This is a genomic window from Streptomyces sp. URMC 126 (assembly GCF_051386555.1).
GTDB lineage: Bacteria > Actinomycetota > Actinomycetes > Streptomycetales > Streptomycetaceae > Streptomyces.
In genome coordinates this window covers 1-16783 of the sequence record NZ_JBPQTX010000145.1, presented here as the reverse complement: position 1 = coordinate 16783, position 16783 = coordinate 1, and the positions used below count along the sequence as shown (strand labels likewise).

General features: G+C 74.0%; 11 protein-coding genes and 1 pseudogene. 9 read left to right on the top strand and 3 right to left on the bottom strand.

Annotated features, from left to right (window positions below):
• The first annotated feature begins 123 nt into the window (after window positions 1-123).
• From ACSNOK_RS18700 to ACSNOK_RS18685, 4 genes are all read left to right on the top strand, one after another.
• Window positions 124-1530, top strand: coding sequence for a hypothetical protein (locus ACSNOK_RS18700; RefSeq protein ID WP_436781850.1), 1407 nt, complete (start codon window positions 124-126; stop codon window positions 1528-1530).
• 27 nt (window positions 1531-1557) lie between these two features.
• On the top strand, window positions 1558-4128 hold the full coding sequence (gene pepN, locus ACSNOK_RS18695; protein WP_436781849.1) for an aminopeptidase N: 2571 nt from the start codon (window positions 1558-1560) through the stop codon (window positions 4126-4128).
• 73 nt (window positions 4129-4201) lie between these two features.
• Window positions 4202-5218, top strand: a complete 1017-nt coding sequence (locus ACSNOK_RS18690; RefSeq protein ID WP_436781848.1) for a hypothetical protein — start codon at window positions 4202-4204, stop codon at window positions 5216-5218.
• Between the two features lie 44 nt (window positions 5219-5262).
• Entirely contained in the window at window positions 5263-6135 is an 873-nt protein-coding gene (locus tag ACSNOK_RS18685; RefSeq protein ID WP_436781847.1) for a hypothetical protein, read from the top strand.
• Between the two features lie 173 nt (window positions 6136-6308).
• On the opposite strand, the gene ACSNOK_RS18680 is transcribed toward ACSNOK_RS18685, so the two are convergent.
• Together ACSNOK_RS18680 and malQ are read right to left on the bottom strand one after the other, a co-directional pair.
• Window positions 6309-6563 (bottom strand): hypothetical protein, encoded by a 255-nt coding sequence (locus tag ACSNOK_RS18680; protein WP_436781851.1) that lies wholly within the window; start codon window positions 6561-6563, stop codon window positions 6309-6311.
• Window positions 6564-6574: 11 nt separating this feature from the next.
• Window positions 6575-8722: a 4-alpha-glucanotransferase gene (gene malQ / locus ACSNOK_RS18675; protein WP_436781846.1), complete on the bottom strand. Its 2148-nt coding sequence runs from the start codon at window positions 8720-8722 to the stop codon at window positions 6575-6577.
• 994 nt (window positions 8723-9716) lie between these two features.
• On the opposite strand from malQ, the gene ACSNOK_RS18670 reads away from it, so the two are divergent.
• Window positions 9717-12818: a beta-N-acetylglucosaminidase domain-containing protein gene (locus ACSNOK_RS18670; protein WP_436781845.1), complete on the top strand. Its 3102-nt coding sequence runs from the start codon at window positions 9717-9719 to the stop codon at window positions 12816-12818.
• 8 nt (window positions 12819-12826) lie between these two features.
• On the opposite strand, the gene ACSNOK_RS18665 is transcribed toward ACSNOK_RS18670, so the two are convergent.
• Window positions 12827-13036, bottom strand: a complete 210-nt coding sequence (locus ACSNOK_RS18665) for a hypothetical protein (protein WP_436781844.1) — start codon at window positions 13034-13036, stop codon at window positions 12827-12829.
• A 118-nt stretch (window positions 13037-13154) separates the two neighbouring features.
• Between ACSNOK_RS18665 and ACSNOK_RS18660 the strand changes: the two genes are divergently transcribed.
• The 4 genes and pseudogenes from ACSNOK_RS18660 to ACSNOK_RS18645 form a co-directional block, all read left to right on the top strand.
• Window positions 13155-14006: a serine hydrolase domain-containing protein gene (locus ACSNOK_RS18660; RefSeq protein WP_436781843.1), complete on the top strand. Its 852-nt coding sequence runs from the start codon at window positions 13155-13157 to the stop codon at window positions 14004-14006.
• Between the two features lie 1030 nt (window positions 14007-15036).
• Window positions 15037-15843: a helix-turn-helix domain-containing protein gene (locus ACSNOK_RS18655; RefSeq protein WP_436781842.1), complete on the top strand. Its 807-nt coding sequence runs from the start codon at window positions 15037-15039 to the stop codon at window positions 15841-15843.
• Window positions 15840-16019, top strand: coding sequence for a DUF397 domain-containing protein (locus ACSNOK_RS18650; RefSeq protein ID WP_436781841.1), 180 nt, complete (start codon window positions 15840-15842; stop codon window positions 16017-16019). The genes ACSNOK_RS18655 and ACSNOK_RS18650 overlap by 4 nt, the downstream gene beginning before the upstream one ends.
• A 322-nt stretch (window positions 16020-16341) precedes the next feature.
• Window positions 16342-16783, top strand: a pseudogene (locus ACSNOK_RS18645) (hypothetical protein); the annotation flags it as partial.

Sequence of the window (16783 nt, the reverse complement as noted above, 5' to 3'; positions counted from 1 at the left end):
GTATAAGAGACAGACATCACCCCCCTCACTCCCCTCGCCGAAGCCCCCGGCTTCACCCCCTGGGAGCAGACCGGCAACGGCGACGAGGACGTCGTCCCCGAAGGCCCGCTTCCCGACGGGCCGGTGCTGGTGGAGTTCGCGAGCCCGGGGGGACCGGCCGCCGTGGAGGCCGTGGAGCTGGTGGAGACGGCCGACGGGGAGCAGCGGACGGCGAGCCCGCTGCTCTCCGGGACGGGCCGGTTCCGCGGGCGGGCGGTGTTCACCCCGCGGCCCGGCCGGCCGCCGATGCTGCGGGTGACGGCGCGGCGGCAGTGGAGCCTGACGTTCCTGCCGCTCGCCGAGGCCCGCGTCCTGGAGCCGGCGGGCACCCTCCAGGGCACCGGCCCCGACGTGCTGCGCTACTCCGGCCCCGCCGCCGACCTGCGGATCAACCACACGGGCGGCCGGGCCGACCGCGGCAGCCTCACGCTGAGCGCCGTCTACCCCGGGAGCGATCCGGCCGACCGCGACGCCGCCGACGTGCTCGCGCGCGGGCGGGGCGCGCTCATCGACGTGACGCCCGTCGCCGGCCCCTGCCTGCTCCTCGTGGACGCCGACGGGCCGTGGTCGCTCACCACCGCCCCGTCCGCCCCGCCCGAGCCGTCGGACGACGGGGTCCTCGCCGAGTACGCGGGCCAGGGCCGGAACCTGGAGGTCGTCGAGATCGCTCACCCCAGCCCCGGCTCCCCGGTGATCCTGGAGTACGACCTGGAGGGCTCCGACTTCTTCGCGGTCACCGAGATCGACCCCTACGGCGACACGCGCGAGCTGATCTCCAAGGACGAGGGTTTCCAGGGCCGCCGCCTCCTCTTCACCGGCGCGGCGGGCGAACCCGCCGTGACGCGCCTGGAGCTCGGCGCCCTCACCCGCTGGCGTTTCCGCCTCCGCCCGCTCTCCGCCGCCCGGCCGCTGACCGACGCCGTCAAGGGCACCGGCTGCGACGTCCTCGTCCATTCCGGTCCGCCGGCGGCGCTCACCCTGACGTCCGACGAACCGGGTCCGGTGCACGTCACCAGCCTGGAGGCGGGCGGGCTGGGCCGGGTGCGGGTCACCCGGGCGCACACCCCGCGCCCGGCGCGCGGTCCGCTCCGCGCGCGGCCCGGCGTGCCCACGTACGTGCTCGTGACGGCGGCCGGCGACCGGTCGTGGGGGCTGACGCTCCGTCCCCCGGCGGAGATCCGCTCCTTCGCCGACGCCATCGACGGCCACGGCCATGACGTCGTCCGCTGGACGGGCGCGCCCGGGCCCGTCCGGTTCGACTACGACTTCGACGACGGCGAGCCGCTCCTCGACGAGATCCCCCGGCCGGAGCTGTGGGCGCTCGACGAGCACCTGTCGCCGCTGCACCGGATCGCCTCCGGGACCGGCGTCCACCACGTCCCCACCGGCTGCCTCCAGGTGCGCGCGCACCGGGCCTGGCGGCTCACGGCGGACGGCCCACGGCAGGCGCCCGGCGCCGCCGCCGTGGAAGGATGGCCGGGAACGTCATGACACGCGTGATGCGAAGGAGATGCCCAGGTGCCAGGCACGAATCTGACCCGCGAAGAGGCCGAGCGGCGGGCCACGCTGCTGACGGTGGAGGCGTATGAGATCGACCTCGACCTCTCCGGCGCCCAGGAGGGCGGGACCTTCCGCTCCGAGACGGTCGTGCGGTTCGACTCCGCCGAGGCCGGCGCCGAGACGTTCATCGACCTGGTGGCCCCCACCGTGCACGAGGTCGTGCTCAACGGCGAGTCGCTGGACCCGGCCGAGGTCTTCGCGGACAGCCGGATCGCCCTGCCGTCGCTGCACGGCGGGCAGAACGAGCTGCGCGTCGTCGCAGACTGCGCGTACACCAACACCGGTGAGGGTCTGCACCGGTTCGTCGACCCGGTGGACGACCAGGCGTACCTGTACACGCAGTTCGAGGTGCCGGACGCCCGCCGCGTCTTCGCGTCGTTCGAACAGCCGGACCTGAAGGCGACGTTCCGGTTCACCGTGAAGGCCCCGGAGGGCTGGACGGTCATCTCCAACTCGCCCACGCCGGAGGTCCCTGAGGACCGGATCTGGCGCTTCGAGCCGACCCCGCGCATCTCCACCTACATCACCGCGCTGATCGCCGGCCCGTACCACAGCGTGCACAGCACGTACGAGAAGGACGGCCGGACCGTTCCGCTGGGCATCTACTGCCGGCCGTCGCTCGCCGAGTACCTGGACGCGGACGCCATCTTCGAGGTCACGCGGCAGGGTTTCGACTGGTTCCAGGAGAAGTTCGACTACCACTACCCCTTCGCCAAGTACGACCAGCTGTTCGTCCCCGAGTTCAACGCGGGCGCGATGGAGAACGCGGGCGCGGTCACCATCCGCGACCAGTACATCTTCCGCTCGAAGGTGACGGACGCGGCGTACGAGGTGCGGGCCGAGACGATCCTGCACGAGCTGGCCCACATGTGGTTCGGCGACCTCGTCACCATGAAGTGGTGGAACGACCTGTGGCTGAACGAGTCGTTCGCCACCTACACGTCCATCGCCTGCCAGGCCGCCGCCCCCGGCTCCCGCTGGCCGCACTCGTGGACGACGTTCGCCAACTCCATGAAGACCTGGGCCTACCGACAGGACCAGCTGCCCTCCACCCACCCGATCATGGCCGACATCCGCGACCTGGACGACGTCCTCGTCAACTTCGACGGCATCACCTACGCCAAGGGCGCCTCGGTGCTCAAGCAGCTGGTGGCGTACGTCGGCGAGGACAAGTTCTTCCAGGGCGTGCAGGCCTACTTCAAGACCCACGCCTACGGCAACACCCGTCTCTCCGACCTGCTCGGCGCCCTGGAGCTGATGAGCGGCCGCGACCTGAAGACCTGGTCGAAGGCGTGGCTGGAGACGGCCGGCATCAACGTCCTCCGCCCGGAGATCACCACGGACGAGAACGGCGTCATCACCGCCTTCGCCGTCCGCCAGGAGGCCACCCCGCTGCCCGAGGGCGCCAAGGGCGAGCCGACGCTGCGCCCGCACCGGATCGCGATCGGCGCGTACGACCTGAAGGACGGCAAGCTGGTCCGCACCGAGCGGATCGAGCTGGACGTCGACGGCGAACGCACCGAGGTCCCCGCCCTCGTCGGGCAGCGCCGCCCGGCCGTCGTCCTGCTCAACGACGACGACCTGTCGTACGCCAAGGTCCGCCTGGACGAGGAGTCGCTGGCCGTCGTCACCGCCCACCTCGGCGACTTCGCCGAGTCGCTGCCGCGCGCCCTGTGCTGGGCCTCCGCCTGGGACATGACCCGCGACGGCGAGCTGGCCACCCGCGACTACCTGGAGCTGGTGCTCTCCGGCATCGCCAAGGAGACGGACATCGGCGTCGTCCAGTCGCTCCAGCGGCAGGTCAAGCTGGCCCTCGACCTGTACGCGGCGCCCGACTGGCGCGAGACCGGCCTGCGGAAGTGGACGGACGCGGCGCTGGAGCGGCTCCGCGCGGCCGAGCCGGGCAGCGACCACCAGCTCGCCTGGGCCCGCGCCTTCGCCGCCACCGCCCGCACCGACGAGCAGCTCGACTTCCTCGCCGGACTGCTGGAGGGCACCGAGCTCGTCACCGGCCTCGCCGTCGACACCGACCTGCGCTGGGACCTGCTCACCCGCCTCGCCGCCACCGGCCGCGCCGACGAGAAGGCCATCGCCGCCGAGCTCGACCGCGACCGCACCTCGGCCGGCGAGCAGCACGCGGCGGCGGCCCGCGCCGCCCGGCCGACCGCCGGGGCGAAGGCGGAGGCGTGGGCGTCGGTCGTCGAGTCGGACAAGCTCACCAACGCCGTCCAGGAGGCCGTGATCAGCGGCTTCGTCGTCGCCGACCAGCGCGAGCTGCTGGCGCCCTACGCGGCGAAGTACTTCTCCGTCGTCAAGGACGTCTGGGAGACCCGCAGCCACGAGGTCGCCCAGCAGATCGCCGTCGGCCTCTACCCCGCGCTCCAGATCTCCCGGGAGACCCTGGACGCGACGGACGCCTGGCTCGCCTCCGCGAACCCGTCCGCGGGCCTGCGCCGGCTCGTCCTGGAGTCCCGCGCGGGCGTCGAGCGCGCGCTGAAGGCCCAGGCGGCGGACGCGGCGGCTGCCTGATCCCGGCTGACCCCGGCTGATCCCGACAGAGCGCCCCTGGCCCGGAGGGCCGGGGGCGCTCTAGGGTGCACGGATGTTCGAAGAGACGGAGACGGCCGAGAACGCGGAGCCGGCTGGGGACGCGAGAACAGCCGAGGAGGCGGGAACGGCCGAGGAAGCGGAGACGGCCGAGGAAGCGGAGACGGCCGAGACGTGGGAGCTCCCCGAGCTCCCCCGGGCCGCCCTCCCGGCCGGAGCCACCATGGCCCTCCTGTACGACGCCGCCGTCGTGCTCGTCCGGAGGCGGACGCGCCGCCGGATCCCGTTCGAGGCGATCGAGCGCGTCAGCGAGCCCGGTTCCGACGGCCGCACGCTGCGGATCGAACTCACCGCGCCCCACGCCGCGGGCGAGATCCTCGCGCTGCGGAGCGACGACGCGGAAGCTCTCCGCTCCTTCACCGCCGCCCTCGCCTCGTCCCTGCCGCCCCGCACGCCCCACGGAAGCCGGCAGGACGGGCGGCGGCTGACGAGCGTGGAGCGGATGGGTCTCGCGCCGGTGCGCGGGATGCGGGCGACCGGAGGGGGCCCGCTGCTCTGGACCCTGGTAGTCCTGTACGCGGCGGCTCTTCCCGTGGTCTTCCTGGCCTCCGAAGACCTCGGCCGCTCGACCGCCTCCTTCACCGCCTTCGGCGACTGGTTCTGTGGGGGTGTATTCCTGCTGCCCGGCGTAGCGCTGGTCCAGCTGTTGGCGTCCACCGCCTACACCGCCTGCATCCTGCGCATCCGGGGTATCACCGTCGTCGGCGACCTCACCGCCATCCGCGGAGACGACGCGGGCGGACCGGCCGTGTACCACTACACGTTCACGGACCGGGAAGGGATCACCCACGACCACGAAAGCCACGGCTGGCCCCTGTCCGACGACGGGAGGGCGACACCGATTCGCTACGACTCCCGCGCACCGGAACGGAGTTACGCCCCTGCCGACCGGCCGAGCCTCCCGGCGCACGCCGCCTTCGGGATCATCTGCCTGATCCTGCTCTGGCTCGGCCTGGACCTGGCGGTGCCGACCGCGCTCGAAGCGGTACGGGTGATGCGGGAGGATTGGTAAAGCGCCCCTGGTCAGTGGGCCTGGAGCGCCCTAGTGTGAGCGGAGTGACGGACGAGTCGGCCATAGCCGTTCCTCCCGCCCTGGTCCTGCGCGGCAGGGGCTCCCGCGTGCAACTGCACCCGCAGGGAGTGCTGCTGGACCGCCGGGGCACCCGCACCACCATCCCGCCGACCGCCATCGAACGAGCGGAGGCCACCGGACTCGGGGGCCGCACCCTGCGCATCGTCCTCACCGCCCCCAGCGGTGACGGCAGGACGTACCGCGTGCGGTGCCGTAGCGCGCCGGCGGTACGCGCCTTCGCGGCGGGCTGCGCGACCACGCTACCGGTCCGGGACCGGGACGAGCGACGGCCCGACGGGTACGCCCTCGTCCGCACGGCCCCGGTTCCGGCACCCGGGCGGCAGCCGCTCTCCCGCACGGCGCGGATCACCTGGGCGTCGGTGGCGCTCTACGTGGCCGGGCTCGTGTACATCGTCATGGCCGCGCGGGATCCGGCGTTCCTGATCTTTCTCTGGACGCTCGCTCCGGTGATCCTCGCGCCGTCCGTGTTCTGCCTGGCGACCATAGGGGGCGCCGCCCTCGAAGAGTGGGGCCTGCGGGTCCGTGGGGTGACGGTCGTCGCCGACGTGACGGGCACCAAGGCCGTGGACGGAACCCTTCGCTACACGTACCGATACCGGGACGCCGACGGCGTCGAGCGCACCCACGTCAGCACCTGCGCCCCTTGGCCGGAGGGCTCCACGACCGCGGAGCTCACCTACGACCCCGCGCACCGGGGCCGCGTCGACGTCCGCGGCGCGCGGTGGAAGGCGGCCCTGCTGGGAGCCTTCGTCGTCGGTGTCCTGGCGGTCCTCACGGGAATGACGCTCGGCGGCCTCTGCTGCGCGGTGCTCGCTCTCGCCGGGCCCTGGCTGTAGGGACGGCACGCCGCCGACGCGCGGGCCGCCTCCAGCCGTTCCGCCGCCCGGCCGGCGAAACGGTACGCCGAAACGCCGGCCGAGTACGAGGACTCGTCCGGCGTTCGTACCGTCACCGAAGGCGCGCGAGGCGCGCGGCGGGCGCGCCCTCACCGGGCGCGCCCCGCGGGGAACTAGCGCGACGTCCGCGGGTAGTGCGTGTCGTGCGTACGCGCGTTGTCGGAGTTGCGGGCCAGCACCATGGTCAGGCCGGCGATCACGAGGAAGAGCACGATCGGCGCGGCGACGTAGAGGCCGAGCGTGTTGATCACGCTGAGGCCGTCGCCCGGGTCGTCGCCGTCGTCGCGGGTGAGCGCGAACGCGGGGGACGACATCAGCAGCATCAGCAGCGTGCCGGCGGACACGACCCCGGCGCGCTTGGCGTTCATCTTCTTATTGCTCACGAGCTCAAAGTATCGGACCCCTCCGGAGTACGCGCGTCCGGGGTGGCCGTCGGAGGGTCAGGCGGGCGCGCCGCCGAGGACCGGATCTCCTCCATCAGCGCGTGCAGCCGGGGCGAGGCCGCCAGGTCCTCCAGGGAGAGCGGCCGTCCGGCGGGGTCGGCGACGGGCAGCCGCCAGTTCGGGTACTGGTCCCAGGTGCCCGGCAGGTTCTGCGGGCGGCGGTCGCCGACCGCGTCGGGCAGCCAGACGCCGACCATCCGCGCGGGGGTGCGCAGCAGGAAGCGGTGGACGGCCCGGACGGCCGCCTCCTCGTCGTCCGGCCCCTCGGGCAGCAGCCCGAGCCGGCCGAAGAAGGCCAGCCACTCCGCGACGTCCTTGGCGTCCTCGCGCTGCTCGACGGCGAGCGGCCGGCGCAGCAGGCCCAGGCGGTGGCGGAGGGCGACGTGGTCGCCGGTGAGGCGGGCGGCCGTGCTGGGCAGGTCGTGGGTGGTGGCGGTGGCGAGGCAGCCCTCGCGCCACCGCTCGGGCGGCAGCGGCCCGGCCCGGCGGGCGCCGCGCGACCAGTCGCGTTCGAACCACAGGACGGACGTGCCGAGCACGCCGCGCTCGGCCAGCGCCTCCCGGACGCCCGGCTCGACGGTGCCCAGGTCCTCGCCGATGACGGCGGCCCCGGCGCGGTGCGCCTCCACGGCGAGGACGCCGAGCATGGCCTCGGCGTCGTACCGGACGTACGTCCCCTGTCCCGGCTCGCGGCCCTCCGGCACCCACCACAGCCGGAACAGCCCCATCACATGGTCGATCCGCAGCGCGCCCGCGTGCCGGAGCAGGCCGCGCAGCAGATCGCGGTAGGGGGCGTAGCCGGTGGCGCGCAGGGCGTCGGGGCGCCAGGGCGGCAGACCCCAGTCCTGGCCGCGGGAGTTGAACGCGTCGGGGGGCGCGCCGACGGACATCCCGGCGGCGAGCGAGTCCTGCTGCGCCCACGCGTCGGAGCCGCCGGGGTGCACGCCCACCGCCAGGTCGTGGACGAGCCCGACGCGCATCCCGGCGTCGCGGGCGGCGCGCTGGGCGGTGGCGAGCTGGCGGTCGGCGAGCCAGGCGAGCCGGCAGTGGAAGTCGACGCGGTCGAGGAGCTCGCCGCGGGCGCGGGCCGTACGGGAGGACCGGGGGTCCCTGAGGCCGGCGGGCCAGGAGTGCCAGTCGGGGCCGTGCACCTCGGCGAGGGCACACCAGGTGGCGTGGTCGTCGAGCGCCTGCCCCTGCTCGGCGAGGAACCGGCAGTACGAGGCGCGCCGCCCGGGACCGAGCGGCACCGCGTGGACGAGCTCCAGCGCGCGCAGCTTCAGGGCGCGGACGGCGTCGTGGTCGATGGGTTCGCCCCGGCGGAGGACGGCCGCGTTGAGCTCCTTCGCCTCCGTGAGCAGCCGCAGGACCTCGTCGCGGGCGGGCCCGTCGAGGTAGCCGAACTCGGTGATCTCCTCGATCCGCAGGTGGACCGGGTCGGGGAAGCGGCGGGAGGACGGCCGGTACGGGGACGGGTCGGCGGGCCGCCCGGGGGCGCCGGGTACGGCCGCGTGCAACGGGTTGACCTGGAGGAAGTCGGTGCCGAAGGCCCGCCCCGACCAGGCGGCGAGCTCGGCCAGGTCGCCGAGGTCGCCCATGCCCCAGGAGCGGGCGGACAGCAGGGAGTAGAGCTGGACGAGGAAGCCGTGGCAGCGCTCGGGCGGCTGCGGCACCCGCTCGGGGGCCACGATCAGCGGGGCGGCGGCCGACCGGCCGTCGGGCGTCCGGGCCCGCAGCAGGTGGGTGCCGAGCGGCAGCGGATCGTCCCCGGCCAGGGACCGGCCGTCGGCCGTCTCGACGCGCAGCGCGGTGCCCTCGGGCAGGTCGGGCGGCCGGAGCCGGGCGGTGCCGCGCAGGACGACGGCCGGGGGCAGCAGCCGGTTGCGCGCGGCGCGGGCGTGCGCCTCCAGGGCGTCGCGGACGGCGCGCGGGGTGGAGGCGTCGACGCCGAGCGCGGCGAGGACGGCGACCACCGTGTCCTCGGGGACCGGCACGCTCTGCCCGGGGGCGGGTTCGTAGGACGTGGCCACACCGTGCAGCGCGGCGAGGCGCGCGCGGTCCGCGCCTGCCTCCAAGCGGTCCATGCCTGCCTCCAGAGGACGGCGGGGACGGCACCGCGCGCACCGCGCGGGGGTCGCACGGCGACGGGCACGGCGCTCCCCGGTGACGGCCGGGACCGTGTCAGCTTACTGACCGAACCGGCTTGTTGACGGGGCTTTGGGACATTCCCGGCCGCCGACGGGGGCGGGGGCGGATGCCGGGGTTTTGGCCGGCTTGGGCCGGCCCGGGGCGGCCTTCGGGCCGGCTTCGGGGCGGTGCGGATGCCGGGGCCTTGACCAGCCAGGCGCGGGCCGGACGGTCTTCGGGCCGGCTTCGGGGCGGTCCGGGCGGTCCGGGCGGTCCGGGCGGTCCGGGCGGTCCGGGCGGTCCGAGGCGAACTTCCGGCTGGTCCGGGACGGACTTCAGGCCGTCTGAGGCGGACTTCAGGCCATCCGAAGCGAACGTCGAGCCGTCCGAGGCGGACCTCGGACCGGCCCAGGGCCGGCTTCGGACCCCCCGTCAGGGCCGCACCGCCCCGTGAACGATTCCGTCACCACGCGTACGCCGCCCCGCCGGTCCGGCGCGTGCGGACACGGTCCGGCGCGTGCGGACGTCGCGCGAAGCGCGGCGTCAGGGGGCCCGCGGGGCCCTCCCCGCGGAAACGCGGGCCGCGGGCCTCGGACCGTCCGAGGCGAACGTCGAGCCGTCCGAGGCGGGCCGCGGCCCGGCCCACGGCCGGCTTCGGACCACCCGTCAGGGCCGCACCATCCCGTGAACGTTCCGTCACCACGCGTACGCCGCCGCCCGCCCGTCCGGCGCGTGCGGACACCGCGCGAAGCGCGGCGACAGGGGGAACGCGGGGCCCTCCCCGCGGAAACGGTGAAAGGGCGGGACCGGGGCACCCCACCCTCCCCGGCCCGGGCAATACCGGCAGTTCGGTCACCCGCGTTGACACGTTCCGCCCCTGGTGATGGGCTCATCGCTCACATCACCACCACGACACCACCACAACGTACGGCAGCGGGGCGAGGAGAAGGCGTGCGGTTCCAGGGCGACGACCCCTCGTGCGGCGATCAGGGCTCCGAACAGCACGTTCGGGGCGCCGCCCGGCCCATGGGCCGGCCCGGCCGGGCACTCGGCACCGGCCGGTTCGCCGCCCGGCCGCGCCGCGCCGGGGTGACCGTGCTGGCCGCCGCGCTGCTCGGCGGGCTGCTCGGCAACGTCCCCGTGGCCGCCGCGCCCGCCGGTCCCGCCGCCCCGGCGGCGGGCAGCCCGGACACGGCCGAGCCGGAGGGGGCCGACGCGCTGCCCCCGGTCTGGCCGCGCCCGCAGTCGGGCCGCGCCCAGGGCTCGCCGGTGCCGGTGGGCACCGAGGTGACCCTGATGGCCGAACCGGGCACGGACCCGTACACCCTGTCGGCGCTCCGCGAGATCCTGCGCGGCGCGGGGGCCGGGACGGTCGTGGACGCCCAGCCCGGCGGCACCCCGCCGCCGCGCGGACTGATCGTGTACGCGGGCGGGCGGCAGGCCGAGGAGGCGCTGCGCGCGCTCGGCGCCCCGGCCGCCGGCGACCTGCCCCGGGGCGGCTACCGGCTGGCGTCCGGGCAGCGCGACGGCCGGCCGACGGTGGCCATGGCGGGCGTCGGCGACGACGGCCTGTTCCACGCGGCGCAGACGCTGCGTCAGCTCGTGGTGCGGCGGGACGGCGCACCGGCCGTCGCCGGGGCCGTGATCCGCGACTGGCCGGTGACGGCCGTGCGCGGGATCACGGAGGGGTTCTACGGGCAGCCGTGGTCGCCGCCGCAGCGCCTCGCCCAGCTGGATTTCATGGGCCGCACGAAGCTGAACCGGTACCTGTACGCGCCGGGCGACGACCCGTACCGCCAGGCGAAGTGGCGCGATCCTTACCCCGCCGACCGGCGCGAGCAGTTCCGCGTGCTGGCGGACCGGGCCCGCCGCAACCATGTGACGCTGGGCTGGGCCGTGGCGCCCGGCCAGGCCATGTGCTTCTCCTCGGCGGAGGACCTGCGGGCGCTCAAGCGCAAGGTGGACGCGATGTGGGCGCTGGGCGTCCGGGCGTTCCAGCTCCAGTTCCAGGACGTCAGTTACAGCGAGTGGCACTGCGGGGCGGACCGGGGCGCCTTCGGCTCGGGCCCGAAGGCGGCGGCGGAGGCGCAGGCGAAGGTGGCGGGGGTGCTCGCCGAGCACCTGGCCGCGAAGGGTGCCGAGGCGGCGCCGCTGTCCCTGCTGCCCACCGAGTACTTCCAGGACGGCCGGACCGCCTTCCGGCGCGCGCTCGCGGAACGGCTCGACCCGCGCGTCGAGGTGGCCTGGACGGGCGTGGGCGTGGTGCCGCGCACCATCACCGGCGGTGAACTCTCGGCCGCCCGGGCTGCGTTCGGCCACCAGCTCGTCACCATGGACAACTATCCGGTGAACGACTTCGCGCAGGACCGTATCTTCCTCGGCCCGTACATCGGGCGGGAACCGGCCGTCGCCGTCGGCTCGGCCGCCCTGCTCGCCAACGCCTCGGCGCAGCCGACCGCGTCCCGCGTCCCGCTGTTCACCACCGCCGACTACGCCTGGAATCCGCGCGGCTACCGTCCCGAGGAGTCCTGGAAGGCGGCGGTCGACGACCTCGCCGGCGCCGACCCGAAGGCCCGCGAGGCCCTGCGGGCGCTGGCCGGGAACGACGCCTCGTCCGTCCTCGGCGGCGAGGAGTCGGCGTATCTGCGGCCCCTGATGGACGACTTCTGGACGGCGCTTTCCGGCACGGACGCCGACCGGCTGAAGAAGGCGGCGGACCGGCTGCGGGCCGCGTTCCGCACCATGGCCGACGCCCCCGGCCGGCTGACGAGCGCGCTGGGCGCGGAGGTCCGGCCGTGGGTACGGCAGTTGGCCCGGCACGGCGAGGCCGGCCTGCGCGCCGTCGACATGCTCACCGCGCAGGCGCGCGGCGACGGCGCGGACGCCTGGCGCGCGGAGCTCGACGTGCTGCGACTGCGCGACCGGATCGTTTCCGAACGGGTGACCGTGGGCGCCGGCGTGCTGACGCCGTTCCTCCAGCAGGCCGTCGCCCGCGCCAACGGCTGGCTCGGCGTCGACCGCCCGCTGCGCACGTCCGGTGCGCTGACCGACGGCGACCCGACGACGACCGTCCCGGCGCCGGCGGACGGCCCGCTGACCGTCAAGCTCCGCGAACCCCACCCGATGACCGCCGTCACCGTGCTCACCGCCGCCGCTCCCGGCGCGCGCGGCACGGTCGAGGCGCACACCCCGGAGAAGGGCTGGCAGCCGCTGGGCGCGCTCTCGGCGAGCGGCTGGACGCAGTTGCCCGGCAAGGGCGTCCGGGCCGACGCCCTCCGGCTGGTCTGGTCGGGCCCCACCCGGCCGGCCGCGGTCCACGAGATCACCCCGTGGTTCGCCGACACCGCCGCCACCCACTTCGAGCTCACCCACGCCGAGGCGACGGCCGAGGCCGGCGGGGCGCCCGCGGTCGTCGAGGCGCGGGTGATCAACCAGCGCCCGGGAGCGGTGAAGCAGAAGCTGACCGTCCGCGCGCCCAAGGGCGTCACCGTCAAGGCCCCCGACGAGGTCACGGCCGTGCGCGGCGGGGTGACGACCACCCGCGTCGAACTGTCCGTCCCGGCCGACGCGGCGTCCCGCGTTTTCACCGTCCCGATCCGCCTCGGCGACCAGGAGCGGACGGTGACCGTCCGCGCGTACCCCGCCGCCGGCGGCCCCGACCTGGCCCGTACCGCCCAGGCCGCCTCCTCCGGCGACGAGGCGTCCGACTTCCCGCCCTTCGCCGCCCTCGACGGCAACCCCAAGACCCGCTGGTCGTCCCAGCCCGCCGACGACGCCTGGTGGCAGCTCGAACTCCCCCGCCCCACCCGCCTCGGCCGTCTCGTCCTCCACTGGCAGGACGAACTCCACGCCACCCGCTACCGCGTCCAGGTCTCCCCCGACGGCCGCACCTGGCGCGACGCGGCCACGGTCACGGACGGCAAGGGCGGCACCGAGACCGTCCGCTTCGACGCCCCGGGCACGCGCTTCGTCCGCGTCCAGGGGGTGAAGCGGGCGGTGGAGTCGGCGGGCTACTCCCTGGTGGACGTGGAGGCGTACGCGGTCCGCAAGTAGCCCGGCGCTCACCCCACCGGCACGCCGGCCCGCCGGGGATCCTCCCGGCTCGGCCGGCGGTAGCCGCAGTTGCAGACCCAGTCGTCGTAGCGCGAGATGGTGCCGTCGTGGCCCATGTGGATCTCGCGCACCATGGTGCGGTCCATGCAGCGAGTGCACCGCACGCCTTCGCACATCGTCCTGGGGAACCTCTCCTGCTGCCCGGCTTTCTGGTTCATGTCCGCGATGATGCGCCCAAGTTGGACGGATGGCACCGGCATGTGCGACAGCCTCCCCCTAACCGCGTACGCGCGAACTCCCTTGTCGCCGCGGACTGTCAATGATCATGATGAACGGATGTCGACCCAGACCGTCCCCACCTGCGTCCTCTCCGCCGCCGACGGCGACACCCCGTCCGTCGTCGGCCGTCACGACCCCGACGCCTTCGTCGAGATCGGCTCGTTCACCAAGGTCCTGACCGGCACGCTGTTGACGTGCCTCGCGGCGGACGGCGTCCTGGGCCTGGACGATCCGGTGGGGAAATGGCTCCCCACGACCACCCCGAGCACCGGCATCACCCTCCGGCACCTCGCGGACCACACGTCCGGCCTGCCCCGCCTGCCACCCGGCCTCAGCTCGCGCGCCGACCCGTACCGCTCGTTCACGGACGAGGCACTGCGCGCCCTCCTCCCCCGGCTCGGCGCCCTGGCCACCGCCCCGCCGGGCGAGCGGGAGACGTACTCCAACCTCGGCTACGCGGTCCTCGGCGCCGCCCTCGCGGCGGCGGACGGCCGCCCGTACGCCGAGGCCCTGCGGGCGCGCGTCCTCACACCGCTCGGCGTCGCCGACGACGTCACGCCCCGCCCGCCGGCGAACCGGCGCAGGCTCGTTCCGGCGGGCCTCTTCGGGCGGCCGTCGAAACCCTGGACCACGGACGGCGCGATCCTCCCGGCCGGCGGCCTGTGGGCCACCCCGCGCGCCACGGCCCGCGTCCTCACCGGCCTCGTCCTCGACCGCACCCTCGGCGAACCCGCGCCGAGCTGGCAGCGCGCCGGCGAGCTGACCTGGCACAACGGCGCCACCCGGAAGGCGTCCGTCTTCGCGGGCGCCTTCCCGGACGGCCGCTGGGTGCTCGTCCACCGCCTCGGCGGACCACCGGAGGAGACGGACCGGATGGGCCTGGACCTGCTGCGGCGGATGAGCGGCTGAGGCGGGCCCCGCGTCGTCCGAGACACCTGGCGGGCGTCTCGGACGACGGGGGAACCCGCCGACCTTGGAGAGGCGAACCACTCTCACCGTAAGAGGCCCGGCATGGCACGCGGGGAGGTATCCGGGCAACTGCACCCGAACAGGTGGCGCCCCGGGCCCGATTCCCGAACAGCCTCGCGATCCACCGGTTGACGGGACCGCTCACGAGCGTGATGTCGGCGCGGAGCTCGGCGACGGGCGGGCACGGCGCGGCGGGGACCGCTATCGTGGAAGTGCCCTGGCTCGCCGGGGCGCTCGCCGCGGGTCTGATCCCGCGACGGACCGACTGAGTGGCGTGGTCGCCGGGGCCTAATGGGTAGAGGCCCCGTCGGTCAGGCAAACGAAAAAAAGTCCGCCACGGGCTATGACCCGCGATGGACCGACTGAGTGGCGTGGTTGCTGGGGCCTATCGGCTATAGGCCCCAGCGGTCAGGCAAACGAAAAAGAGTCCGCCACGGGCGGTGACCCGTGGCGGACCGGCTGAGTGGCTTGACCGCCGGGGCCTACTGGTTATAGGCCCCGTCGGTCACCCCTTGCCGATCGCGATCAGGATCAGTGTGGTCACGGCGACGAGCAGTTCCACCCACGGTGTCACCGCCTTCGCCGCACGCCGCACCCGACCCCAGTCGATCGAGCTTCTCAGCCTGCGGTGACGGGCCATACGATCGCCTCTCTCTGGGCCGGAACCCCGCCGACTGCGAGGCTCCACGAGGGGACCTCGGACAGAACGGCACAAGAACCGACCCCGCCCGAGACCCCTGGATGGAGCCCCGAACGCGGCGAGCGAGCCGACCCGGAGGAAGGCTCACGACTGGCACGTCATCGCGGATGAGCCTAGCGCCAACCGGGCGGCTTTCCGGGCGAGTTGGACCTTCGGCCGCACATTCACCCTTCCGTGGCGAGTACGAACATTCACGCCCCTACGGGCGCACTCTCCCCGTAACCTCCGCCTCCATCGCGAGGTCACGAGGTCACGAGGTGAGGAGCGGCGATGGACGGGAAGTCCGCGCCACCCGTCGGGTGGCGGTACTGCGGCAGCCAGATCAAGTTGTGGCGCATCCGCGCGGGGGTGAGCCGCGAGGAACTGGCCGAAGCGGCGGGGTACAGCCTGGACACGATCTGCTCGGTGGAGCAGGGGAGACGGCGGCCGTCATCGCGCTTGTTGCGCGTAGCGGACGAGATGTTCGGCGCCAAGGGTCTGCTGCTGGCCGCCGAGGAATACCTGCAACCCGAGCGCATCGTCCAATACACGCAGGATTACGCGCGTTACGAGGCGGAGGCCATCGCCGTCTGCTCGTTCCAGCCCCAACTGGTCCCGGGGCTGTTGCAGACGGAGGAGTACATGCGCATCCTGCACGCGGGACACTGGCCTCCCGTGGACGACGTGACCATCGACCAGTGGGTCGCCGACCGAGTGAAGCGCCAGGCGCTGCTGAAGCACCAGGACAGGGAATTCAGCTTCACCATCGGCGAGGCGGCGGTGCGGTACCCGATCGGCGGAAAGGACGCGCACGCGCGGCAGTTGCGCCACCTGCTGGACGTGGGGCACCCCCGGAACGTAGCCGTTCAAGTCCTCCGCTTCGGGGGTTCCCATGTGGGCCTGTACGGATCGTTCTCCCTACTGGAGACTGCCGAGCACAAGCGCCTCGCTTACGAGGAGGGCCAGATGACCGGCACCCTCTACACCGATGACGACAAGGTCAGCGCCCTTTCCCGACGGCACACCATGATCACTCGACAGGCCATGCCTCCTGAGGAATCCACCCACTTCATCAGGAGGCTTCTGGAGGAGCTATGACCGCTGACCAGACCTGGCGTAAATCCACCTACAGCCAGCCCGCCGGCGAATGCGTGGAAGTCGCTCACCGCCCCCACACCACCCACGTCCGGGACTCGAAGCTCGGCTCCGGCCCTCAACTCGCCTTCCCCGCCCCCACCTGGGCGAACTTCATAGCGCACATACCCGAAGCTTGAGATCCGAGCTTCGGGCCCCGGGACCCGAGCTCTCTCACCAAGGAATGGTCGGTGGGGTTGAAACCCACCCACCCACCCTCCCCAACTCCCGCGCATACACGCGCGGATCACTTTCCGCAACCGCGTCGCGACGCAGCGCTGCGACCGTGTACCGTGCGACCCAGACAACAAAACGGCCCCCGCTGGTGCCGCAAACACCTGGCGAGGGCCTGACCACCAAGACCGATGCGAACGGACTTCGATCTTCATGGCTGTCGCCAATCCTAGCGTTGACGCGCGCCCGTACCCGCCATCCCAGCCCCTCGCTCCCCAGCAGCCGCCCATGGCCCGGCCCGGCTACGGCAAGCGCTCGGCACCCGACGAAGCACCGCGCTCGGCGCGGGACTTCACGCACCTGCCCGCCCGCGAGGCGTACATCGCGGCGCACATCGACCGCCTGCCGGACGGCGCGGCGATGGACCACAAGACGCTCGCCAAGGAACTGCCGTACGGCCAGCAGGCCGTCCGCACGGCGCTGCGGATCCTCTCCGAGCGCGGCCACCTGCGGGTCTGTCGGGAACGGGTCAGCGCGGAGCGGACGCAGTGGGTCTCGCGGACGTACTTCTCGCGGACGGCGCGGGACGACGCGTGGTGGTCGGCGTTCCTGCGGGGCGACGCGCCACCACCCTCCGACGCGCCACCGCCCTCCGACGCGGCGCCGCCCGACACCCCGGGCACGCCCTCGACAGAGCCCCCGACACACCCCGCCCCTCCCACTCCTCCCA

Excerpts from the sequence above, each read along its gene's own strand:
- ACSNOK_RS18690 (WP_436781848.1), top strand. The coding sequence starts at position 4,202 with ATGTTCGAAGAGACGGAGACGGCCGAGAACGCGGAGCCGGCTGGGGAC.
- ACSNOK_RS18680 (WP_436781851.1), bottom strand. The coding sequence starts at position 6,563 with ATGAACGCCAAGCGCGCCGGGGTCGTGTCCGCCGGCACGCTGCTGATG.
- malQ (WP_436781846.1), bottom strand. The coding sequence starts at position 8,722 with ATGGACCGCTTGGAGGCAGGCGCGGACCGCGCGCGCCTCGCCGCGCTG.
- ACSNOK_RS18665 (WP_436781844.1), bottom strand. The coding sequence starts at position 13,036 with ATGAACCAGAAAGCCGGGCAGCAGGAGAGGTTCCCCAGGACGATGTGC.
- ACSNOK_RS18660 (WP_436781843.1), top strand. The coding sequence starts at position 13,155 with ATGTCGACCCAGACCGTCCCCACCTGCGTCCTCTCCGCCGCCGACGGC.
- ACSNOK_RS18655 (WP_436781842.1), top strand. The coding sequence starts at position 15,037 with ATGGACGGGAAGTCCGCGCCACCCGTCGGGTGGCGGTACTGCGGCAGC.
- ACSNOK_RS18650 (WP_436781841.1), top strand. The coding sequence starts at position 15,840 with ATGACCGCTGACCAGACCTGGCGTAAATCCACCTACAGCCAGCCCGCC.